General features: G+C 61.9%; 20 protein-coding genes. 11 read left to right on the top strand and 9 right to left on the bottom strand.

Annotated features, from left to right (window positions below):
* The first annotated feature begins 224 nt into the window (after positions 1-224).
* From ftsE to FKM97_RS19520, 6 genes are all read left to right on the top strand, one after another.
* Positions 225-884, top strand: a complete 660-nt coding sequence (ftsE, locus tag FKM97_RS19545) for a cell division ATP-binding protein FtsE (protein WP_144294112.1) — start codon at positions 225-227, stop codon at positions 882-884.
* Positions 881-1,864, top strand: coding sequence for a cell division protein FtsX (locus FKM97_RS19540; RefSeq protein ID WP_144294111.1), 984 nt, complete (start codon positions 881-883; stop codon positions 1,862-1,864). Before ftsE ends, FKM97_RS19540 begins: the two co-directional genes overlap by 4 nt.
* A gap of 17 nt (positions 1,865-1,881) precedes the next feature.
* On the top strand, positions 1,882-2,589 hold the full coding sequence (locus tag FKM97_RS19535) for a YdcF family protein (RefSeq protein WP_144294110.1): 708 nt from the start codon (positions 1,882-1,884) through the stop codon (positions 2,587-2,589).
* Positions 2,590-2,602: 13 nt separating this feature from the next.
* Entirely contained in the window at positions 2,603-3,340 is a 738-nt protein-coding gene (locus tag FKM97_RS19530; protein WP_246105173.1) for a lysophospholipid acyltransferase family protein, read from the top strand.
* Positions 3,341-3,466: 126 nt separating this feature from the next.
* The gene (locus FKM97_RS19525; protein WP_205015204.1) at positions 3,467-5,821 is read left to right on the top strand and encodes an adenosylcobalamin-dependent ribonucleoside-diphosphate reductase; all 2,355 of its coding nucleotides are present in this window, start codon (positions 3,467-3,469) and stop codon (positions 5,819-5,821) included.
* A gap of 53 nt (positions 5,822-5,874) precedes the next feature.
* A complete protein-coding gene (locus FKM97_RS19520; RefSeq protein ID WP_144294109.1) occupies positions 5,875-6,330 on the top strand; it encodes a hypothetical protein in 456 nt (151 codons plus the stop codon).
* A gap of 110 nt (positions 6,331-6,440) precedes the next feature.
* On the opposite strand, the gene FKM97_RS19515 is transcribed toward FKM97_RS19520, so the two are convergent.
* The 3 genes from FKM97_RS19515 to FKM97_RS19505 all read right to left on the bottom strand — a co-directional run bounded on the left by FKM97_RS19515 (position 6,441) and on the right by FKM97_RS19505 (position 10,870).
* Positions 6,441-8,297 (bottom strand): ABC transporter ATP-binding protein, encoded by a 1,857-nt coding sequence (locus FKM97_RS19515; RefSeq protein ID WP_281290124.1) that lies wholly within the window; start codon positions 8,295-8,297, stop codon positions 6,441-6,443.
* A 567-nt stretch (positions 8,298-8,864) separates the two neighbouring features.
* Positions 8,865-9,467 carry a hypothetical protein gene (locus FKM97_RS19510; RefSeq protein WP_144294108.1) on the bottom strand — a complete coding sequence of 201 codons (603 nt, stop codon included), beginning with the start codon at positions 9,465-9,467 and terminating at the stop codon, positions 8,865-8,867.
* 119 nt (positions 9,468-9,586) lie between these two features.
* Positions 9,587-10,870, bottom strand: coding sequence for an LLM class flavin-dependent oxidoreductase (locus tag FKM97_RS19505; RefSeq protein ID WP_246105172.1), 1,284 nt, complete (start codon positions 10,868-10,870; stop codon positions 9,587-9,589).
* Between the two features lie 283 nt (positions 10,871-11,153).
* Here FKM97_RS19505 and FKM97_RS19500 point away from each other — a divergent pair, with 283 nt between their 5' ends.
* Entirely contained in the window at positions 11,154-13,076 is a 1,923-nt protein-coding gene (locus FKM97_RS19500) for a hybrid sensor histidine kinase/response regulator (protein WP_144294333.1), read from the top strand.
* On the opposite strand, the gene FKM97_RS19495 is transcribed toward FKM97_RS19500, so the two are convergent.
* Entirely contained in the window at positions 13,077-13,994 is a 918-nt protein-coding gene (locus FKM97_RS19495) for a LysR family transcriptional regulator (protein ID WP_144294107.1), read from the bottom strand.
* Between the two features lie 126 nt (positions 13,995-14,120).
* Between FKM97_RS19495 and FKM97_RS19490 the strand changes: the two genes are divergently transcribed.
* Both FKM97_RS19490 and FKM97_RS19485 read left to right on the top strand, forming a co-directional pair.
* Complete coding sequence (locus FKM97_RS19490) at positions 14,121-14,738, top strand: FMN-dependent NADH-azoreductase (RefSeq protein WP_144294332.1); 618 nt, start codon at positions 14,121-14,123, stop codon at positions 14,736-14,738.
* A gap of 109 nt (positions 14,739-14,847) precedes the next feature.
* Entirely contained in the window at positions 14,848-15,354 is a 507-nt protein-coding gene (locus tag FKM97_RS19485) for a DUF1993 domain-containing protein (RefSeq protein WP_144294106.1), read from the top strand.
* 6 nt (positions 15,355-15,360) lie between these two features.
* Here FKM97_RS19485 and FKM97_RS19480 read toward each other — a convergent pair whose 3' ends face one another.
* From FKM97_RS19480 to FKM97_RS19460, 5 genes are all read right to left on the bottom strand, one after another.
* Positions 15,361-16,569, bottom strand: coding sequence for a sensor histidine kinase (locus tag FKM97_RS19480; RefSeq protein WP_144294105.1), 1,209 nt, complete (start codon positions 16,567-16,569; stop codon positions 15,361-15,363).
* 92 nt (positions 16,570-16,661) lie between these two features.
* Positions 16,662-17,612, bottom strand: a complete 951-nt coding sequence (locus FKM97_RS19475) for an antibiotic biosynthesis monooxygenase (RefSeq protein WP_144294104.1) — start codon at positions 17,610-17,612, stop codon at positions 16,662-16,664.
* Entirely contained in the window at positions 17,605-20,313 is a 2,709-nt protein-coding gene (locus FKM97_RS19470) for a molybdopterin-dependent oxidoreductase (protein ID WP_144294103.1), read from the bottom strand. Before FKM97_RS19470 ends, FKM97_RS19475 begins: the two co-directional genes overlap by 8 nt.
* Positions 20,310-21,143: an FAD binding domain-containing protein gene (locus tag FKM97_RS19465; RefSeq protein ID WP_144294102.1), complete on the bottom strand. Its 834-nt coding sequence runs from the start codon at positions 21,141-21,143 to the stop codon at positions 20,310-20,312. The genes FKM97_RS19470 and FKM97_RS19465 overlap by 4 nt, the downstream gene beginning before the upstream one ends.
* Before the next feature lie 15 nt (positions 21,144-21,158).
* Positions 21,159-22,268 (bottom strand): hypothetical protein, encoded by a 1,110-nt coding sequence (locus FKM97_RS19460; protein WP_246105171.1) that lies wholly within the window; start codon positions 22,266-22,268, stop codon positions 21,159-21,161.
* 268 nt (positions 22,269-22,536) lie between these two features.
* On the opposite strand from FKM97_RS19460, the gene FKM97_RS19455 reads away from it, so the two are divergent.
* Positions 22,537-22,947 carry a DUF6152 family protein gene (locus FKM97_RS19455; protein WP_144294330.1) on the top strand — a complete coding sequence of 137 codons (411 nt, stop codon included), beginning with the start codon at positions 22,537-22,539 and terminating at the stop codon, positions 22,945-22,947.
* 13 nt (positions 22,948-22,960) lie between these two features.
* Positions 22,961-23,431, top strand: a complete 471-nt coding sequence (locus FKM97_RS19450; protein WP_144294101.1) for a DUF6644 family protein — start codon at positions 22,961-22,963, stop codon at positions 23,429-23,431.
* Positions 23,432-23,495 lie beyond the last annotated feature (64 nt).

Here is a 23,495-nt window from a genome sequence, read left to right as displayed (position 1 = left end):
CTCTCGGCGGCCCAGCCATGTCGTCGGCGGGCTGGCCGAACGCGTTGCGCAGGCGGGGCAGGACACTATCATTGAAATCGCAAACTGCTTTATACGGAACTGAACCGGTCGTTTTCTGACCTGAGATATTGATGCGGGCGCATGGTTAAGGGCGGGTTAAACTCTCCTGTGCTTTTTAGGGTGGCAAATCCTGCCGGCATGCGTCGTGATCCGGAGAGGCGTCTGTGATCCGTTTCGAGAATGTTGGGCTGCGGTACGGTAAGGGTCGAGAGGTCCTCCGGGACGTGAGCTTCGAACTCGCCAGCGGGTCCTTCCATTTCCTCACGGGCCCCTCCGGTGCCGGGAAGACGTCGCTGTTGCGCCTGCTCTTTTTGTCGCTGCAGCCGACCCGCGGCGTGATCACACTGTTCAATCGCGACGTGTCCGCCATGAGCCGCCGCCAATTGCCGGACGTGCGCCGTCGTATCGGGGTCGTGTTCCAGGACTTCAGGCTTCTCGATCATCTGACCACCTTCGACAATGTCGCCCTGCCGCTTCGTGTTCGGGGGGAGCGGGTGGAGCATTATCGCGACAACGTGCTCGAACTGCTGGACTGGGTTGGGCTTGGAGATCGGGTGGACGCCTATCCAGCCATTCTCTCGGGAGGCGAACAGCAGCGGGCAGCCATCGCCAGGGCTGTTGTCGGCAAGCCGGAGATTGTGCTGGCGGATGAGCCGACCGGGAATGTCGATCCTGAACTGGCCCGCCGTCTGCTGCGCCTCTTCGTCGAACTCAATCGATTTGGATCGACGATTCTGATCGCCACCCATGATGTCGCGCTGATGGAGGAGCTGAGAGCGCCGAAGCTGATGCTGTCGGATGGCGATCTCGAGTTATCCCCATGACGTCCATTCGCCGAGAGCCCACATTCTCGCCGACAGCGGCGCAGCGGCCGGCTGCATCTCCGGAGGCGGCGCTTGCCCATCGCCAGCCGGGTTCGATCATGCCCAAGCGCACTGTCGCCGGCCGTTCCTTGGCTTTGGTCGTCATTCTCATGTGTTACCTCGCCTGCCTCGCTTTGGCCGGCGTACTCATCATCACCCAGGCAGTCGCCGTTTGGAGCGCCGATATCTCGCGGGAGATCACTGTCCAGATAAGACCGGTCGAAGGCACCGATCTGGAGGGCGAGGTGGCGAAGGCTGCCGAATTGCTCAAGCAAACCCCTGGCGTGACCGGAATCCGTGTCATTGACCAGTCACAGGCAGCCAAGCTCCTGGAGCCCTGGCTTGGCGACATGCCGCTCATCAGCGAGCTTCCCATTCCCCGAATGATCGCCGTGGAGACCGATCAACGCGCTCCGCCCGATCTTGCCTCCCTCAAGCAATCACTCGAGAGCAGCGTCGTCGGCGCTGCCCTGGACACGCATCGTCAGTGGGAAGCGCAGCTCGGCCGCACCGCCAATACCTTGCGATGGATCGGCTATGGCGTCCTTGCCATCATCTCCTTGGCGACGGCGGCCGTTATCGTCTTCGCGACCCGGGCCGCCATCAACAGCAACCGCAGCGTGGTCGAGGTGCTCCACCTGGTGGGGGCCCGCGACCGATTCATCGCTCGCCAAGTGGAAGGACATTTCATAAAGCTCGCCTTCCGTTCCGGAGTGATTGGCACGGCCGCGGGCGTCCTCAGCGTGGTGGTTCTTGCCTTCATGGGCCCGAGTGACGTCCCCGGCGGACTGACCGATGCCAGCCGTTCCCTGATGTTCGGATCGACGACGCTCGGCTGGATGAGCTATGGGCTGCTTCTGCTGGTGCCCGTGGTTGCGACAGTGATCAGCCTTGTCACCGCCCGCTTTACCGTCATGCGCATCTTGAGTGGCGTGCTGTAACCCGGTATGGGCATTCCATGAACGGCGATCACCGTCATCAAGAGCGTACGGGTGGCAATACGACGGCAGCATCGATTGGCGTCGCGGGTCCGCTTGATGCACCGCGGCGTCGGCGCCGCTGGGGCCTGATGACGATGCTTGGCATCCTTGTGGTCGCGACGATCGGCCTGGGATTAGGCCTTCTCTCTTTCGCGAACAAGGTGGCCCAGGGCCGTCCCCAGGGCGATCCGCATGCGGACGGCATCGTGGTGCTCACGGGCGGCGCCGCCCGGATCTCCCAGGCCGTCAAGCTGCTGCGCTCCGGCAACGCCAAGCGATTGTTGATCACCGGCGTCAACCTCTCCACGAGCCGTGAAGCCATCCGCACCGAGGTCGGCGCGGATAAAGGCTTATTCGATTGCTGCGTAGATCTGGGGCGGGCTGCCATCAACACCGAGGGGAACGCCGCCGAAGCTGCCGCTTGGGTGCGGGATCAGGGCTTCGCCAGCGTGATCGTGGTGACCAGCGATTATCACATGCCGCGGAGTTTGGTTGAGTTCCAGCGATACCTTCCCAGCGCCTCCCTGGTGGCCTATCCCATCGACACCATTTCTCCCGGCAACATAGTGTCCGACCGGACCGGCTTCAGACTGCTGGTCACCGAGTATTTCAAATATCTGGTGGCCTATGCGCGTATGGAGGCGGCTGGCCGCGCGTCGGCAGCACGTCCTTCTGCCAAGCCCTGAGTGGAATCATGAAGTGATCGCGCTCAGGTCTCTCCTGTTCAACGCCCTCTTCTACGTGAACCTGATTGCCTTCATGGTCATCGGCTGCGTCTTCTATGTGACCCCCCGGGCTTGGTCGATGGCTGCGCTCAAGGTCTGGGCTCGAGCCTCTCTTCTCCTCTTGCGGGTGGTGGTGGGCACGACCATGGAGATTCGCGGCCGGGAAAACCTTCCTCCAGGACCTGTCCTGGTCGCCTCAAAGCATCAATCCTTGTGGGAGACCTTCGCGCTCCTGCCTCTTTTCGCCGACCCTGCTGTGGTCTTGAAGCGAGAGCTCACCTTCATTCCTCTTTTCGGCTGGTTCGCCCTGAAGTTCCAGATGATCCCCGTCGATCGCGGCGCGGGCTCCACGGCCTTGCGTCGGATGCTCGAACGAGCCACGAAGGCCGCCGCCCAGGGCCGCCAGATTGTTGTGTTCCCTGAGGGGACCCGTCGCCCGCCAGGCGCCGAAGCCGCCTATCGGCCCGGCACTGCGGCGCTCTACAGGAAGCTTGGTGTGCAATGTGTGCCCATTGCGCTGAACTCTGGCCTGTTCTGGCCGCGCCGGCGCTTCATGCGCTATCCCGGCACGATCATCGTCGAAATCTTGGACCCCGTACCCCCCGGATTGGACAGACGAAGCTTTGACCGCGTGCTTCAGGAGCGGATTGAAAACGCTACGGCGAGCCTTGTCGCGGAAGGGCTGAAATCGCAAGGAGAGCCGGCCCGTTAGGCCGTGCCTGGCTCGACGGCCGCGAGTCGGGAACTCCTCCGGCTATGGCACAAATAGAGAACAACGCCTCGACTCTCGTCCCTCCTCGGCCTATATTCTCTTTCCAACCAACCGGCGGCCGAAACCATGACCGAGTTGACCCGAGAACTGTCCCCGATCGCGCACGAAATCTGGGACATGAAGTACCGTTTCAAGCGTCAGGATGGCACCCCGGTCGATCTCACGGTCGATGATACCTGGTGGCGCGTGGCGCGTGCATTGGCGGCGCCGGAAGCCGAATCGCGCCGCGACGAGATCGCCGCCCGGTTCCACGGTGCCATGGCCGATTACCGCTTTCTTCCAGCGGGACGGATCCTGGCCGGCGCCGGAACGGGTCGCCGGGTGACCCTGTTCAACTGCTTCGTCATGGGGATCATTTCCGACGATATGGGCGGGATCTTTGATGGCCTGCGCGAAGCAGCTCTGACCATGCAGCAGGGGGGTGGGATCGGGCATGATTTCTCCACCCTCCGACCGCGCGGAGCGGAGGTGAAGGGCGTCGGGGCGGATGCTTCCGGCCCGCTGAGCTTCATGGACGTCTGGGACGCCATGTGTCGGACGATTATGTCGGCTGGATCGCGCCGGGGCGCCATGATGGCCACCATGCGCTGCGACCATCCGGACATAGAGGACTTCATCGATGCCAAGCGCGACTCCGCTCGCCTTCGCATGTTCAACCTCTCCGTTCTCGTCACCGACGCCTTCATGGAGGCGGTCAGGGAAGACGCCGAATGGCCGCTGATATTCGACGGCCGCCGTTACAAGACGGTGCAGGCGCGCGGTCTCTGGGACCGGATCATGCGCGCGACCTACGACTATGCCGAGCCCGGCGTCATCTTCATCGACAGGGTGAACGCCCTGAACAATCTTCATTATTGCGAGACCATAGGCTCGACCAATCCCTGTGGGGAGCAGCCTCTGCCGCCCTATGGCGCTTGCCTGCTGGGCTCTGTCAATCTCGCCAGGCTCGTCCTTGATCCCTTCTCGGGCCAGGCCCGCATCGACGAGCGCGAGCTGCGTGACCTGGTGGCGACCGCGGTGCGCATGATGGACAATGTCATCGAGGTGTCCGATTTTCCTTTGGAGGCCCAACGTCGCGAGGCCAAGTCGAAGCGCCGCATTGGTCTCGGCGTCACGGGCTTGGCGGATGCCTTGATCATGTGCCGGCTCCGTTATGGCACCGAGGAGGCCGCTGCTCAGGCGAGGCAATGGATGGCCGCCATCGAGCATGCCGCCTACCAGGCCAGCGCAGGTCTTGCCGCCGAAAAGGGGCCCTTTCCCCTCTTCGATGCCGAGCCTTATCTGGCTGGCCGCCACATCTCACGGCTTGCACCGGACATTCGTGCGAGCATCGCGGAACATGGCATTCGCAACGCGCTCCTGACCTCCATTGCCCCCACTGGCACCATTTCGCTCTTTGCCGACAACGTCTCCAGCGGTGTGGAACCCATCTTCAGCTACAGCTACCAGCGCCGCGTCCTTCTCGCTGACGGCACTCATCGCACCGAGCAGGTATCGGACCATGCCTACCGCATGTTTCGGGCCTTGTTCGGGGCGGAGACGGCACTGCCGGACTATTTCGTGGCCACCCATGACCTCTCGCCCCGCGAGCATCTGGTGATGGAGGCTGCCTTGCAGGCGCATGTGGACAGTTCGATCTCCAAGACCGTCAACGTCCCCCGCGACATCACCTTCGAGAGTTTCCGGCAGGTCTATGCGGATGCCTACGACATGGGGCTGAAGGGCTGCACCACCTACCGCCCGAACGACATCACCGGTGCGGTTCTGAGCCTGACGGAAACCGCGCCCGGTACGCCGGCGCAGCCGGAGCTCCCCCGGCAGTCGTCGCCTGCCGATCAGCCCAGCCTGTCCCTGCCGGCGCCGCCCGTCCCGACGGACGGGGATGGCGAGTTCGGGTACATCAAGCGCCCCATGGAGCGGGAGGCAGTCCTCCCCGGCTTCACATACAAGCTGAAATGGGCTGATTCCGGCCACGCCATCTACATCACCATGAATGATATCGTTGTTGGAGGCCGCCGTCGTCCCTTCGAGATTTTCATCAACTCGAAGAACATGGAGCACTACGCCTGGACGGTCGCGCTGACGCGGATGATTTCGGCGGTGTTCCGCCGCGGCGGGGATGTTTCCTTCGTCGTGGAGGAACTGAAGGCCGTGTTCGATCCCCGGGGTGGCCAGTGGATGGAGGGCCGCTATGTGCCGAGCCTGTTGGCGGCCATCGGCGGCGTCATCGAAAAGCACATGATCGATACGGGCTTCTTGCCGGGCGGCACAGGGTTCCAGGGGGACTCGACCGCCGGTGTCTCGGACTTATCCGTCGGCGGCCGGCCACCCGCTCAGTGTACGAAATGTGGTTCGGCCGCTCTGGTGTTTCAGGAAGGCTGCTCGACCTGCCTCTCCTGCGGCTATTCCCTGTGCAACTGACCTCTTACACGAGTGCTTGACAAAAGTTCCTGTTTTGTTCTAATCTCACTTTCATGATCACGAACCTGTCCCACTCAGCAACAGTCAACCGCGACGGCCGCTTTGGCGATCGTTTCTGGTATTGGAATGGTGCCTCTGGTCGCGCCTATATCCACAGCGTCTACCGCCTGGGCGAATGCCCGCCTTTGCCCGGCGCCATTTACATTGCCGTAAGAAGAGATGCCAGTGGTCGCCGCACCGTCTGCGCCATTAGCCGCTTTTCGTCGGCCTTCGATGGCTTGGCGTCGCTTCTGCCGTCAGGTCTCGCCCGCCGCTTCGGGGTGAACGAGGTGCATGTGCATTTGCTGGCTGAAACCGAGGCGGAGATCGATGAGGTCATCGCCGATTTGTCCGCTGCCCTTTTGCCCCGCAGTAGCCGTCGCGCACCCGCGAAGCGCTCCCCGCTGGGTCTGTTGACGGCGCTCATGGCCTGCCCGGACGAACCGGCTTACCTCCGCCGGTCCCTGTAAGTTATTGCTCGCAAAAGGCGCATGGCGTGGGCGCATTGCCTCGACGCCAGGCGCCTCTCCGCTCGAGATGTCCCCGCCGACATCGGGCAGTCCGCGTCTAAGGCCTCAGCTCAGGGAACTGTCGCGGGTTCGTTGGCGCCGAGATCCAGAAACCCGCCGGATTGCCGGGCCCAGAGCTGGGCATATTTCCCCCCATGGGCCAGAAGCTCGGCGTGATTTCCCTCCTCGATGATCCGTCCGCCATCCATCACCACCAGCCGGTCCATCCGGGCGATGGTGGAAAGCCTATGGGCGATGGCGATCACCGTCTTGCTTTCCATCAAGGTCTCCAGCTGCTCCTGGATCGCGGCCTCGACCTCCGAGTCCAGCGCCGAGGTCGCCTCGTCCAGGATGAGGATCGGCGCGCTTTTGAGGATGACCCGTGAGATGGCAATGCGCTGCCGCTGTCCGCCCGAGAGCTTCACGCCGCGCTCGCCCACATGAGCGTCATATCCATGCCGACCGCGCCAGTCCTCCAAATCCATGATGAACTCATGGGCATGCGCCTGTCGGGCCGCGGAGATGATTTTCTCGTCCGAAGCGCCGGGCTTGCCATAGGCGATGTTCTCCCGGATCGAACGATGCAGCAGTGATGTATCCTGCGTCACGACCGCGATCGCCTCACGCACCGATTGCTGCGTGACGGTGGCGATGTCCTGTCCATCGATGAGGATTTGTCCATCCTCCAAATCGTAGAAGCGCAGCAGGAGATTGATCAGGGTCGATTTTCCGGCGCCCGACCGTCCGATCAGCCCGATCTTCTCGCCCGGCCGGATCGTCAGGTTGAGCCCTTCGATCAGCCCTGTCTCTCGCCCATAGCCGAAGCGGATATCCTTGAACTGAATCTCCCCGAGCGTGACCTGAAGCGTAGGAGCGCCGGGTTGGTCCACCACGCGCAAGGGTCTGGCGACAGTCTCCATGCCCTCCCGCACCGTGCCGAACTGTTCCGACACTTGCGTCAATTCATAGGCAACCCGTCCCGAGGTCGTCGACATCTGCAGCGTCAAGGTGAGCACGGTCGCCACGGTCTCGACTCCCACCGCTCCCTCCGACCACAGCCAGAGCGCCAATCCGCCTGTCGCAGCGATCAGAAACCCAGACAGCACCGCGAGCCCCAGGGTCAGCCAGGTGAACCAGCGCAACTGCTTTCTCATCCGGCCGGTATGCCAGTCCACGGCTTCGCGGACATACGCATCCTCCACGGCAGTGCGGGCGAACAACTTCACGGTCATGATGTTGGTGTAGCTGTCCACGATGCGTCCCGTCAGGGCGGATCGGGCAAAGGCGATCTCCGACGAGGCTACCCGCACCTGCGGCACGATCGTCCAGAGCAGGATCACATAACCCGCGATCCAGGCGAGGGACGGCACGGCCAGCCAGGGATTGGCCACCAGCATGATGGCCACCATCGCCATCGCGAAGGAGACAAGATACCAGATGACCGAGATCACGCTCACGGCACTGGCGCGCAAGGCGTACCCGGTTTCCATCACCCGTGAGGCGATGCGCCCCGCGAAGTCGCTCTGGAAATAGGCGAGGCTCTGCCGCACCACATGCTTGTGGCTCTGCCAGCGCACCAGGTTGGTCACGCCGGGAAAGATCGCTTGGTGTTGAAGCAGCGCCTGGGTCGTCAGGATCACCGGACGGATGACGAGCAGCAGCAAGGCCATCCCCACCAGGATCATCCATCCTTCCGAGAGAAAAGCCTCCGGCTCCGATCCTGCTACGAGCTGGACGACCCATCCGATCAACACCGGCATCGCGGCGTCCGCGGCGGCGAGCAGGGCTCCCATGATCAGCAGGCTGGCGAACAGTCCCCGCGCTTGGCGCACGAAGTGCCAGTAGAAGGGCAGGATGCCCGAGGGCGGAGCACCCGGCAATGGCGCGGCCGTAGGCTCGAGCATGGTTTCGAAGAGGCGGAAGATCATGGGGGTCTCAGGCAAGAACGATGACATCCCCGAGGCTCAGGAATGTGAATCCGACCGATCTATCATGGCAAAGCGTCGATCCCGTGGCGAACCGTCGAAAACGGGGATGCGGAACATGACATCTGCAGGAACACCGTTATGGCACGGGCGGTCAGTCTTACGTCTGAACGTCGGAAGACCAGATGCACCGCCACAATCCGCCACTCCTCTGCACCAGGACCTCCGAATGGTCGCCCTGTTTATGCTGGAGTTTCATGGCCTCGATGGCATGGACCTCCGCCATCGATTGCATTCCATAGATGGGGGAAACAGTACCGCCAAGGCTATAGACCCACCCCTCGCCTTGTCGGGTGACATAACAAAGATTACGCATGATCGAACGGACAGTGCGACTGTCCGTACCCCCGTTTCAGAACTGAATGCAGACGGGCCCCATTGAACAGGCAGGGATCCGTCTCGCTCCTATTCAATAGATCGTCGGAAAGCGGAGATATAGGCGTAAATTCCTCCTGGACATTCTACGGAGAGCTATTTGATCGGGATTGGTTAAGGGGATGAAGAGTTTCGTTACAGACATTCGTGGAAAAGCCCCGTGAGTCCGAAGTCGAGCGCAACGCCCCCCGCGTCCCGCATGAACAGGTTCCGGGTGAAGTCGCCGATGGCCACCATGGCAAGTCCCGTCCCCGCCGTGATCAGCAGCAGTCCGCAATGGGGTGCGCCGGAATCGATGAGCCTGTTCGAAGGGCTGTCCCCCGCCAACAGGCACTGATTGCCCATGAGTCGTGTCGCTTCCCGGCGGAGGTCGGGTTTGATTCGCACCAGACGCTGCGCAAAGAACGACACGAGCCCCTGACGCCGGCCCAGCTCCCGGAACTCGATTGCGACTCGTTCGTCTGAAATGAGCACCCTGTCAAAACAGGCCTGTAGAGCTTGCTCGCCGATCTGCTGCAGCAGGCTCCCGATGAAGGCTCCATCGTCGGAAAGCCGCGTGATGATGTCTCCGACTTCGTTCTCCACGAGGCCGGAAGGGCGCATGCGCTTCGCATCCGAAATGGCCACAGTCAGCCAAAGCCGCTGAAGATCACTGGCGAGTCTGGAAAACCGCAGAATGTCGGTGGCGGTGAGGGAATTCAGCAGTTCAGGTTCTGAGGACCTGTCTCTGTTCAACATGGTTTCCGCTCCTGGTCACTCGGCTGGGGACCAGGCCTCCAGCCGAGAGGGAGCTTCCGCGAAGAAGAAGACCGCGTCTGTGCGTTTTGCCACACCCTCAGGAGCGGGGCAGCGGTGGGTCAGTCTTGAAGCGTCTGACGCAGGGTGGTGCCGGGATAGTCCTTCCTGTAAAGCCCTCTCTTTTGCAGGATGGGGACCACCGAGCGCGTGAAGCTCTCGAAGGACCCCGGCATCTCCGTCGGCGTCATGATGAAGCCGTCGCAGCCCTTCTCCTCGAAGAACACCTGAAGCTGGTCCGCCACTTGTTCGGCGGTCCCCACGACCTGCGGGCACAACTCGCTTGTCGCAAAGCGCTTGGCGGCTTCTCCGAGAGTGAGGCCGCCGGCCTGCAGAATGACGTCCATGGACCCCCGCGAACCGGCTTCCGCATTGATGTCGCTGATCGGCTTGTCCAGGGGATAGTGGGAAAGGTCGATTCCCACATGAGAGGAGACCAGTGCGACCGCGAGTTCGGGATCGACGCGGTCGTTGATATAGGCCTGCTTCTCCCGCGCAATCGCCTCTGTCTCTCCGATGATGGGGTCGACGGAGGTCAGGATCTTGCAATGGTCCGGGTTGCGTCCCGCCTTGGCGACGCGCTCCTTGATGTCGGTGTAGAAGGCCTGCATGTCGCGCAGCGAATGCTGCAGCGTGAAGATCATCTCCGCCCACTCCGCCGCAAATTCGCGGCCGCGGGGGGATGAGCCGGCCTGCATGATCACCGGATGGCCTTGAGCGCTCGGCGGCACCGGGAACACCCCGTTGGCGCTCAGATACCGTCCTTGGAAATCGGTGCGGCGCATCTGTGCTTCGTCGATGAACCGGCCGCTGTCCTTGTCCATCACGATGGCGCCCTCGGACCATCCGGTCCACAGGTCCTGGCAGATCTTCAGCATCTCGTCGGCGCGTTCATAGCGTTCGTTGCGGGGCAGCAACTCGCCGGCCCCATGGATCTGGGCTTCGCGATCGGCCGTCGAGGTCACCACGTTCCATGCGACGCGCCCACCGCTGAGGAAGTCGAGGGATGCAAGCGTCCGAGCCACCGAATAGGCAGGCAGGAAGCTGGTCGACATGGTCAGACCAAGCCCGATTCGCTGCGTCGCCCGAGCCATCATCGCGACGAGGGGAACCGGATCCAGCAACGACATCTGGCCGCCCTTCCGCATGATTGTGTCGTTGTAGAAGGTCAGCACGTCCGCAAAGAACAAGGCATCGAACCGCCCCGCCTCCAGGGTCTGTGCCAGCGTTTCCCAAAAACCAGGATCCAGGAATCGGTTCTCCGATTCGGGATGCCGCCACATGCCGTGGTGATGCGAGGTGGGGCCGACGATGAGGAACGCGACGAAATGCATTTGGCGTGACATGGCTGGATCCTGCCTGGAGAAGACGAAAAGCGCCACAACCTACATGCGCGACCGGGCCGGGTCCATGCACGCGCTGCCTATCTTTTCCGATTGTTGAAAGGACGGCCGTGCTCCTGAGGCTGGCTGGAGTTGAGGGGCGATAAGCTGGTGGATGGTAATGTTCGACTGCACGTTCTATGGTTTTTTGCAACCAATGGAGGCGCCGTGCTTTAGCACTGCCGCAGTGAATGTTCTCCTGGTCGAGGGGCGAGACGAATTGGGAGACGGGGACCAGATTAGGGTGATGCCGGCCGACGAGAGCAGATATCGCCTGCTCATCGACGCGGTCTTCGACTACGCCATCTATATGCTCGATCCCGACGGATATGTGACGAGCTGGAACGCCGGCGCTCAGCGGTTCAAGGGATATACGGAAGCTGAGATCATCGGTCATCACTTCTCGCGATTCTATGGCGAGGAGGATCGGAAGAGGGGACAGCCCGCCAGGGCGCTTCATGCGGCCGCCACGGAAGGCCGGTTCGAGAACGAGGGCTGGCGCATTCGCAAGGACGGCAGCAGGTTCTGGGCTCACGTGGTCATCGACCCCATACGCTCTCCTGACGGCAGTTTATTGGGTTTCGCGAAGATCACCCGGGATCTGACTGATCGTCGCCTGGCTGCGGATGCCCTTCGCGAAAGCGAGGATCAGTTTCGGCTCCTCGTGCAGAGCGTGACCGACTATGCGATCTTCATGCTCGATCCCGATGGTTACGTCACCAATTGGAATGCCGGCGCCGAACGGATCAAGGGATACCGCCCGAACGAGATTGTCGGAGAGCATTTTTCCCGCTTCTACACCGAGGAAGACAAGCGGGCAGGATTACCTCAACGTGCTCTCGAGATGGCCGCCACCGAAGGCCGCTTCGGCAAGGAGGGATGGTGCGTTCGCAAGGATGGCAGCCGCTTCTGGGCGAGCGTAGTCATCGATCCGATTCGCAGTGAGGCGGGTGACCTCATCGGCTTCTCCAAGGTCACGCGGGATATCACCGAACGCAAGGAGGCCCAGGACGAGCTCGAAAGGGCGCGCGAGGCACTCCTCCAATCCCAGAAGATGGATGCGATCGGGCAGCTGACCGGCGGCATAGCCCATGATTTCAACAACCTGCTCATGGTTATCCTTGGGAGTCTCGACCTTGCCCGGAAGCGTGTGCCGGAGGGCGCGCGAGTCCTGTCCCTCCTCGACAATGCCGTTCAGGCTGCTCAGCGTGGCGCAGCCCTGACGCAGCGGATGCTGGCCTTCGCCCGCCGGCAGGATCTTAATTTGGAGCATGTTGACATCCATGCCCTGGTCCGGGGCATGGCGGATCTCCTGAAGCACTCGATCGGCCCCACGGTGGAGATCGAGCTCGATTTTCCGGACCGGCTGCCCGCCGTGAATGCGGATGCCAATCAATTGGAGCTTGCCCTGCTCAATCTTGCCGTCAATGCGCGGGATGCGATGCCCGAGGGAGGCAAGGTCACGATTTCTGCTGATCGGAGGGAGATCGGAGCGGACAATCTGGGGGAACTCCGGCCGGGCAGTTACCTATGCCTTTCCGTCGCCGATACGGGAGAAGGGATGGATGCCGAGACCTTGTCTCGTGCGATGGAGCCCTTTTTCACCACCAAAGGCGTGGGGAAGGGGACCGGGCTCGGTCTTTCCATGGTTCATGGCATGGCCAGGCAGTCCGGAGGGCGGCTCCTTATGACCAGCCAGCCGAAGAAAGGGACCGTTGCCGAGCTTTGGCTTCCGGTCAGTTGCGGATCGGTGGAATCGCCTGCACCAAGTCCCGCCAAGCATCTCGCTCCCCGCCAGCCGCCGAATCTGACGGTGCTGGTGGTCGATGATGATCCTCTCGTGCTCACGAACACGGTTGCGATGTTGGATGAGCTTGGCCATCGCGTTCTTCAAGCGCATTCGGGCAAGGAGGCACTGGAGACGATGCGCAGCTCTCCAGTTGATTTGCTGATCACCGACCAAGTCATGCCTCGAATGAGTGGCGTGGATCTCGCCAATATCGTCTTCGCGGAAAAGCCGGGACTGCCGATCATCTTGGCAACCGGCTACGGCGAGGTCGCCGAAGACACTCCGGACAGCCTGATGCGCTTGGCCAAGCCCTTCGGTATCGATGCCCTCGATGAGGTCATTGCCAGGGTGATGGAAAATCGCCAAGCCTCTCCTCGGTGATCACCGAAGCGAGCCTAACTCCAACGCTTGCAGCGACTGTTCGAACCTGTTGATGAGCCATGTGGCCGCAGGTCCCGGAAGGGAGTCGGCTGAATGGAAGGCCAGCAGCGGGTAGGAAGTCTCCGGATAGGCCTCGATGCGAAGCTGGACCAGGCGCCCCGCAGCGATGTCTTCGGCGACCATCCATTTCGGTAGGCCGCCCCAGCCGAGCCCGGCGAGAAGCAGGTCGTGCTTCGTGCCGAGATCTGTGAGCCGCCACGTCGAATAGGAGAAGACGTTGAACTCCCGTCCCTTCGTCACCTCCGTGAGATCCGTGATCACGATTTGCACATGGTCTCGGATCGCCGCGAGCGGCAGGGGGCCCGGCTGGAGTGCCAAGGGATGATGCGGAGCTGCAACCGGAATCATGGTCGAATGCCCGAGACGCCTCGAGACCAGATGGCCGCAATCTCGACCCGGCTCTCCGCCAATGGATATGCTGACCTGCTGCTTCATCGCCAGCTCCCAGATCATCCCGAGAGCCCCAACGAAGAGCTTGAGGCCGACAGTTGGAAACTGCTCCTGAAAGGCCTTCAGCGCGCATGTAAGGACCGGCGAGGGCAGCATCACGTCGACGGCGATGGACACTTCCGCCTCCAGCCCCTCCTTGAGTCCTGACGCACGGGATCGCAGGCTTTGCAGCGCCGAGATCATGCGCTGCGCCTCCTCCAGCATGGCTTTTCCCGCCTCGGTCAGGCGAGGTTCACGCGTGCCGACACGCTCGAACAACTGCAATTCGAGCTGTGCCTCCAGATTGGCGATGGTGTAGCTGACGACCGACTGCGAGCGATGCAGCAGCCGTGCGGCACCGGAAAAGCTCCCGCTGCGAGCGACCGCGGTGAAGACTTGAAGCTGATCGAGTGTGGGTTGGGGTTGCACGTCTTATCTATTCCATGGATGCTTTCGATCGATATTTCACCGGTTTTTTCAATGGATGTCGACGCCGATATTGCAGCTGTCTCATTTGGCATCCGCGGGATGCCGCTTCCACCAAGGAGCAGTGCCATGTCGTCAATTTTGTTGGTCACATCGAGTCCGCGAGGCGAGGCGTCCCATTCCACGAAGGTCGCACGCGATTTGGCTGAAAAGCTTGCGCAGTCCGACCCTGGCGCTCACATCGTGACGCGTGACCTGGCGCAGAACCCGCTGCCGCACATCGTGGCCGACTACGCCACCGGCATATACACGCCTGCGGACACCCGCACGCCGTCGCAACAACACGCCGTGACTGTATCCGATGCGGCGGTTGAAGAGCTGCTTGCTGCTGACACGGTGATCATCTCCACCGGCTTCATCAACTTCGGCATATCCTCCACCCTGAAGGCTTGGATCGACCACATCGCCCGCAAGGGGCTGACCTTCAACTATACGGCGGATGGGCCTGTCGGCCTCGTCAAAGGCAAGAAGGTCTACCTCGTTCTGGCCTCTGGCGGAGTGTACTCTGACGGTGCTGCGGTCGCTTTTGATCACGCCGTCCCTTACCTGAAGACGGTTTTGTCGTTCCTTGGCATGACCGACATTGAAGTCGTCAGGATCGAGGGTGTCGGCATGGGTCCCGAAGCCGAGGCGCAGGCTGTGGCCGGAGCCTTGCAGCAGACCCAGCGTCTGGCTCTTGCGGCCTGACGCGGTCCGTTGCGAATTCATTGGATGGGAGACGCGTCAAAGAGGTAGATGTCTAGGACCTGCCGACCGGAGGGAATGTCCGGTCCTCCAACTCTGAATGGGAATTGCCTTGTCCATCTCCCTCTATGACGCCTCCGTTCCGGTCCTTGTCCGGGTTCTGAAGAACCTTTCGGGAATTCTTGACAAGGGAGTGGCTCACGCCGCTGCCACTGGCATGGCTGAGGCTGATCTTGTGAACGCGCGCTTGGCGCCGGACATGTATCCTCTCTCCGGTCAGGTTCAACGTGTCAGCGACTCTGCCAAGGGCTGCGCCGCCCGTCTGACCGGCACCGAGATCCCTGGTTTTCCGGACGACGAGGTCACCATCCGGGATCTTCAGGAGCGCATTGCCAAGACCGTCGCCTATCTCGAGACATTCTCGCCGGCAAGCTTCGATGGTGCAGGCGAACGGCCGGTGACCATCAATATTCGCAAGCAGCCGCATACGATGTCCGGCTCCGCCTACCTTCTGAACTTCGCCCTGCCCAATGTCTTCTTTCATGCGACGACCGCCTACGGCATCCTTCGCCATAAGGGTGTCGAAGTCGGCAAGATGGACTTCCTGGGCGAGTTTTAGGCAAGGTCACCCTTGCGCTTGGTCTCGCGGGATCACGAGGCGGAAACTCGTTCTTGCCGGTGTGGAGGCGACGTCCAGTCGGCCTCCATGCCCCTTTGCGATCGACGAGGCGATATAGAGGCCAAGTCCGAGCCCAGCCTGTGGCACTCCTTCTGAGCGCCGCTTGAACGGCTGGAATAGCTGGGGAAGCGCGTCCGCGGCGATGGGCTTTCCGGAATTGGCCACGGAGAGAGCGAAGCTGTCCCCTTCGAATCGCGCCTCGACCTCGACGGTGCCGTCGGGCGAGCCGTGCGAGATCGCATTGGCCAGCAGGTTCGACAGCAATTGGCTGATGCGCTCCGGATCGCAGGTCATCGAGAGCGCCGCGTCGCCGCCGATGGCGATGTGACGATCCGGCCAGGCCATTCGCACCTCGTTGACGACCCTCTCGATGAGCGCTCTGACATCTGTCTTTGGCTTGAAGTTGAGCGCGATTCCTCCGCCCAGTCGTCCTCGCGCGAAATCCAGGACATCCGAGATCAGGCGTTCCATCCGCCGCGCACTGTCCCCCACTTGCTGAACGATGTACCGGCCCTTCTCGTCGAGCTCCCGTTTCTCCAGCAGCCTTGCGCCGCCTTGGATGGCAGCGACGGAGTTGCGCAGGTCGTGCCCCAATACGGCGACGAACTGCTCCCGCAGAACCGCAGCCTCCTTGGCATCGATCAGCGCGGCCTCAGAGACGGCGATGCGGTCCGCCGCATCCAGGTGGAACGCGATGAGCTCCGCGAAGAGCCGGAACGTCTCCTTGATCTCGGGCTTGGAAATGCTGGCTGGCCCCGGATCCACGGCGCACAGCGTGCCGAAAACCTCTCCATTCGCGCGGATGATGGGGAACGATATATAGCTCTGAAGCCCGTAGGTTGCGGGCGTATGGTGGTCGCGATAATGCTCGTCCTCGGCGAAATTGTCGACGACCACAGGCGACCTGCTGATACGGATCTCATCACAAAGAGTGGTCTTCAGCGGCAGCTGTTCGCCAGCTCCCAGTCCGAATCCGATGTCGTCGCGGACCGCACAGGCCAGCCAGCGGGTGCCGGTGACCCGAGCGACGGCGGCGAAACCCATCCCGGTGATGCCGCAGACCACATCCAGGATCTTGGGCACGGCCTCGATGCCGGCGATCAGCGCCAGGTCGCGCTGAACCTCTTCTGTTTCGGATATGTCCTCGGCTGTCATCTCAGAGTTGTTTAGCCGACGGGGAACGAAAACAGAATATGGATTTTCGTCACATCGCGAGGACGGTGATCTGGCGGGTCCGGACACCCGTGTCAGATCTGTGAGAAGATCAGCAGCAAGACTGCATAAAATCCCATGATTATCGCGGCCCCGGCCGCAGCGATCCGCAATCCGCCATTCGCTCCCGGCTGCAGCCACCACCGGAACCGGTTGCTGGTCCAGGGGACGAGAAAATTCAGCAATATGACGCTCACCACGTTGCCGATGAACAGCGCCAGCCAGAAGGGAATTCCGGCCCGCTCGATCAGCAGGGGCGCCTGCACCAGGTGCCCGAAGAGGAAGACGACCGGATAGAGCATCAGCACCACGATCATGTTCTGCTTCCATGCGGGTGGTGCCGCGCTGCCTTGTGGTTCCGGAAACCACTGGTCGAATCCCGTGCGGACGACACGGGCGTGAAATGTCTCGATGAAGGATGGTGTCTCCTTCAGCAGCGCCTTGCGTTCCTCCGAATTGAGCCAGTTCTGCAGCCGGTCTTCCGAATCGAAACGCACGATCGCCAGCCAATCCTCCTGCACGCCTGGGACGGGCGGCTCGATGCGATAGCCTTGAAAGCCCGGTGCCCGCGACTGGGCGGCGGCGATCCGCTGCTCCCATTTCTGATAGTCGGTCTCGTGGCCGGGCTTGACCCGGGTGGAAATGACCGCCGACGCGGGCGAGGGAAGCACGCCGGCCGAGCTGTCGCTGACCAGGTGAACATCGTCCCCTCCCGCCCTGAGGCTCTGGCCACGGGACAGCATCGCCAAACGATTGTCGGAGTGCAGCCACGCGACGGCGGTCTCCGAGCTTTCGAAGCGTTGCAGGATCACCCAGTCGACTTGGGCCGGCGGGCTCGGCGGCATGACCTTTTGATCGATGAATCCCGGTTCTTGAGCGATGGCGCGGCCCATCTCCTCCTGCCACAGCGCGAACTGCTGCTCGCAGCCGGGCAGAGCCCGCGTCTGCGTGACGATGGCGACAATGCCCGCTAAAGGCTCAGCCATGGACGGCAACGGGTTGCAACTGATCGAAGATCCGGTCTGGAGTGAAAGGAAGATGTGGAAAGCGAACCCCGGTGGCATTTTTCAGCGCGTTCGCAATGGCGGGTGCGACCGGATTGATCGAGCATTCCCCTTGCGACTTCGCGCCGAGCGGCCCGATCGTGTCGTAGGTATCGGCGAAGAACACCTCTGACCGTGGCACGTCGGCGAGTGCCGGGATGCGGTAGTTCCGCAGCGATGGATTGACCACCTGGCCGTGTTCGTCGTGAATCATCGATTCGGTGAGGGCCCATCCGATGCCCATGGCGATGGCACCGTCGATCTGCCCGAGGCATTGCGCCGGGTTGATGGGCCGGCCGATATCGGCCCCGTGAATGCTGCGCAGGATCCGGATCTCCCCTGTGATGAGGTTCACGGCGAGTCTGATGCCCTGCACGTTGAAGGCGGTGGTCCTCGGGGCCAGGTACGCCTTGCGCTTGGCCTCGAACCGGTGCCCTCGCACGCGGCCGGCCTGATGCAACTCCGTCAGGGCGATCCGCTCGTTGCCGATGATGACGCCATCGTCATCCATGCGGCAGTTCGAAACGTCCAGGCCCTTGAGCTGCGACGCGAAGGTGAGGATGTTCTCCTTCAGGGCCTCGGCCGCCAGCGCCACCCCTTTTCCCGCCACCACCGTGCCGGTCGAGGCGAACGTGCCGGTGTCGTACGGTGTCAGGTCCGTATCGGCATTGATGATCGCGATCGCATCCGCACGGGTGTTGAGGACCGAGGCCGCGATCTGCCGGTGCGAGGTTACGGAACCGTTGCCCATCTCGCTGGACCCGACCGCCAGGTGATAGGAGCCGTCAGCCAGCAGCTCGATCACCGATCCCGATCGGTGCTCCGTCGGCGGCCCGCAATCCAGCATTGCGATGGCAATGCCGGTCCCCTCCGCCCAGTCCGCGCCGTCCGGCTTGTCTAGCCCTCCTGGAGTGGCGAGCGCAGCCTCGAGGGAGTCGAGACACTGCTCCAGGCCGTAGCTTCCGAACTCGACGTCCGAAGGCTCCTTCCAGATCGACTCGATGGGGTCTCCTGGCCGCACCATGTTCTTCCGCCGGATCTCGAAGGGATCGATCCCCAGGAGCTCCGCCAGCTCGTCCATGGCGCACTCGACCGCATAGGTCGTCTGCGAAGCGCCATAGCCTCTGAACCCGCCGCCGGGAACGACATTGGTGTAGACGGCATAGCCCGACGCCTTCTTGTTGTCGCAGCGATAGGCTGTCAGCGGGCTGCCCAGGGCGGCGGCCAGAGTTTCGCTGCCATGTCCTCCATAGGCGCCGGTATTCGAGACGACATGCGCTTCTATGGCCGTCAGCGTTCCATCGCGAAGTGCCCCGATCTTGATCCTTGTCGTCATTTGATGGCGCGTGGAGGCGCTGGTAAACTGCTCCTCGCGCGTAAACTCCCATTTCACGGGGCGCCCTGTTTTCATGGTCGCCAGGACGCAGAGATCCTCCGACAGCATCTCCTGTTTGCCGCCGAACCCGCCGCCGACCCGTTCTGTGAACACATGCAGCTGCGTGGGCCGCAGCCCGAAAATGTAGCACAGCTTCTGATGGGTGATGAACGGCGCCTGTGTGCTGGTGCGGACATGGATCCGCCCGTCTTCGCCGGTCCAGGCGATGGACCCGTGCGTTTCCAGATGCACATGCTGCACGCGGGTCGTGGAGTATGTGCGCTCATGCACCGCGTCGGCCGCCTCGAAGCCGTTCTTCACGTTCCCCACTTCGCCCTGGATGTCGGCGAAGATATTGCCGCGTGCCGTCGTTCCCTTGTGATGCAGAAGCGGGGCCCCCGGCTCCATGGCGATCAACGGATCGAAGACGGCGGGCAGGATCTCGTAATCCACCTCAAGCAGATGGCAGGCAAGGTCGGCAATGGCTTCCGTCTCCGCGACCACCGCCGCGACCCGCTGTCCGACGAACCGCATCGTATCGTCGAGCAGACACGTATCGTCCGGGTCCACGAGATGGTCTTCATGCGTCGCTGTGCTGTAGAGTCGGCGAGCGGCGTCCTCCCAGGTGAGAATGGTGATGACGCCTGGCAGCGCGAGTGCCTTGGTCCGATCGATGTGCCGGATGCGGGCATGGGCATGCGGTGACCGCAGCACCTTGAGATGGAGCAGTCCTGCCATCTCCACATCCATGGTGTAGCGGGCATGACCGGTCACGATCCCGGCGCCGAAGGGATTGCCGAGACTGGCGCCGCAGGCCTGGCCGGCAATATCCGCCTCGGCGGATGTCTTGCCGTCCAGGGCATCCAGGATGCTGCGATAGCCGGTGCAGCGGCAGAGATTGCCTTTCAACGCATGTGGCAGGTCCTGACGTTGATCCGCGTCCAGCGCTGCGGAGGTCATGATCATTCCGGCAGCACAGAAACCGCACTGAAACGCTTGCGCATCCAGGAACGCCTGCTGCATAGGATGCAGCATCCCATCCGTGCTGAGGCCCTCGATGGTCGTCACCGTGCGGCCCTCCGCGCGGAAGGCGGGCATCAGGCAGGAATGGATCGGCTTGCCGTCCATCCAGACCGTGCAGGCCCCGCAATCGCCGGCATCGCAGCCCTTTTTGACCCCGAAATGGCCGAGCTCGCGGAGGAAGGTCCGGAGGCATTGGCCGGGAGCCGGCTCGACCGAAAACAGCCTGCCATTGATGGTGCAGTTCATGCGTCCGTCCTCGCGGCCGAAAGCTCTTCCCGGATTTGTTCTGCAAAGTGATGCGTGAGATGACGCTTATAGGCCGCCTTCCCATGCACGTCATCGAACCACCCATCGGCGGGAACGGCAGCCTCGATACGTTCGCGCAGGTCTTCCGCTTCCGGGATTGCATCGAAGATGAGCTGCACCGGCCGAGGCGTCGCCGCCGTGATGGTCAGCACCAGGTCGTGCCGGTCGACCGAGCTGGTCCCGATGATCAGCGCTGCTGACCGGCCGAGCTTGGTGAGCGAACTGTGACGAACGGCATGCCGTTTGGAAAGGGCAGCAGCGGGCAGGTGGATCGAGCGCAGCAACTCGCCTGGCGCCAGGATGTTGCGATGATTTCCGGTCACGAAGTCCAGCGCCGGAACCTGCCGAGGCGGTCCTCCCAGCGGCCACAGCTCCAACATGCCCTCCAGCCCTGTGACGAGCGAGATCATCGCGCCGGCCGGCAGCGACATGCAGAGATTGCCGCCGACGGTCGCTGCGTTCCAGATTTTGAATGAGGCCAGGAGACAGTCGCAGCATTCGCGCAGCAGCGGCGCGGCGATCCAGTGATCCGGCAGCCGTGCCGCATGGAGTTCTGCGATTTTGCAGGTGGCAGCAATCTTGAGCCCGTCGTCTTGCAGCTCCAGGGCAGCCCAGGCCAGGCGCTCCAGGTCGACCAACGTTTCGATGTCGCGCTGCGGCTCGGAGAACAGCCAGGTGCCGCCTGCGAGCCAGGCGTGTCCTTTCGGCCAATCCTCCAGATCACGGGCGTTCGTCGGCCGCTTCACCGCCTTGATGCCGTTGAGGTTCATGTCGGAACCCGCTTGCTATTGCAGCTGCTTGATTGTTCCGGGACCATCGCCCGGGGTGATCAGGGCGGGCCATTGGTGCGAGCCGAAAGGCACGAGCGGGGGCAGGAAGGTTGCCATCCCGCGCTTCTTGGTTTCCGCTTCAATGGCGTCCCGCGCATCGCCGCCCATCAGCTCGTAGTCCATGAGATGATAATTGCCGAAGAACAGCTCTCCCACGGATCGGTCGGCGATGATGCGGGTGAGGGATTCCAGCATGTCTTCCTTCGTGGTCGTGAAGGAGATCGTCTCGATGAGCATCAACCGGTCATTGATGGCTTCCGGTCCGAAGAACTGTGCTAGCACGCTGAACAGCACGTTGTTCTGCCGCGCCACATAGATGGTGTTGCTGGCGGCATAGGTCTTGTCCCAGTCCGCGCCCAGCATCTGCTTCCAGTTCGCCATGACGTCCATCCAATGCGCGACTTGCGTATGGGCGGCCCATTCCACGTCCTGAGCCAGATGCGGCGCGATCTTCTTTGCAAAGCTGTCGAGGTTGGCAAAGGAGATGGAACCGGCCTTCAGGCATTCGTCCATGAAGTCGATATTGCCCTGCAGGATGATTCGATTGTTCTCCCGCCACGCGTCCGGCATGTCCGTTTCGCCTAAGCTGTCGAGCGCCGACTGCATGCGCGTGCGAAAGGCCATCATCGGCGCGATCCACGACGGATCATTGGGATTGTTGACATATGGGCCCACGATCTCTGCCAGCGCCATGGTGCTGTGGCCCACCGACTTCAGAAGCTGGTAGACGATCGGCACCGACGGCGCCTCGATGGGCTCCATGCCCGGCCGGTAGAGGGTCAGGCGGCCGCCGGCGCCGGAGAACATGGCGAGGATCACGGGGTGTTTGGCGAGGATGTTTCGGGTAAAGATCTGAGCGGCATTTCCGTACAGTTCGAACATGGCGGTGTTCAGAGCCAGCACGTCGGCATTCGCCACGGCCCCTTTGGGTGGAGTTGGCGTCCCAGCAAGGCTCTGCAGGTAAGGGGGAAGGCCCTCTGTCGGAGGACTGGGATTTGCCGCCTGCGCCGGGCTGAGAGACAGAAGAAATAACGAAATAATTGCAGCAGTTTTAATGATTTTCACTGAGCACCTCCCCCGCCCTTAGCTAGTTGCAACCGCATATTGAGTATTTATCGAACCTCCACAAGCGGGAAAAAGCGTCCGGAGCTTGCTAGTATTAATGACTGCTTGAGGCTTTTTCGCCTCTATCCGAGGTACCGATCGACCGCTGGATGATTGCCCGGCTGAAGTAAAGTTGATCGCCCCCGCCATTCCAGGATGAAGCTTTTTTCTGCTTTCCTTGTTCACCTCTTGAAGAGTCAAGCGGCGAAATTGCGTGGAGGACGAGGTGATGCGGATCCCAACGAGTGACGGTCTTGCAACCAGGCGGCATCTGATCCAAGGGCTTGCAATCGCCATGATGACGAGCGTGGCAGCGCCGGCGCTCGCTCATCACGGATGGTCGTGGGCGGAGGAACAACAGACCGTATTGGAGGGCACGATTAAGGAAATCTCCATGGCGCCGCCCCATCCCAGTTTGAGGGTGACGGCGGCCGACGGAGTCGTCTGGCAGGTCGACCTCGGCAATCCGCGGCAGACGGAGCGCTCGAAGTTCACGGCCGATACCGCAAAGCCGGGTGACGCGATCACGGTTCTTGGCAACAAGAATCAGGACAAGAGCAAGATGCACATGAAGGCCGTTCGGATAACCATCGCCGGCAAGAATTACGACTTGTATCCGGAGCGTATTAAATCGAACTGACCCGGATAGTCGGATGTCCGTCGTCGAATGGATCGGCAATTGGCCGGGGGCCCTCCTGCTTCGGCGGTCCGGCACTGCATATCTGTTCGTCAATGCAACGCATATTCTCGGGATCGCTCTTCTGATCGGAGCGATTCTCCCGCTGGACCTCAGGCTTGCGGGATTTTTTCGGTCCGTTCCGGTGCAGGTGTTAGCCCCCTTTCTATCGCGCATGGCTGCTTTTGGGTTGTGCTTGGCAGTGCTCACCGGCCTGTGGCTTTTTTCTGTAAAGCCGGCTGAATATCTCTCGAATCCGGCGTTCCTGGTCAAGGTTGTGATCATCGCGGCTGCGCTGGTCATTGTTGCCCTTCAGCACTATGGCCACCAGTACCGGCGCGCCCTGGCGGGCGGTGAAATTGAGCTGCGCGTTCGCGTATTGGCGGTTCTTTCGGGCGTGGCTTGGCTCTTGGTCTTGTTGGCCGGCCGCTGGATCGGCTTCCTGTGATGCCCTCGAAAGGCGCAGTCACAATCTCCTCGACATAGTCGCGATCGCCTCTTTTTTGGGGTCC

It is taken from the genome of Rhodoligotrophos appendicifer (assembly GCF_007474605.1).
In the GTDB taxonomy this organism is placed as follows: domain Bacteria; phylum Pseudomonadota; class Alphaproteobacteria; order Rhizobiales; family Im1; genus Rhodoligotrophos; species Rhodoligotrophos appendicifer.
This window is presented reverse-complemented; position numbering and strand designations above follow the sequence as displayed.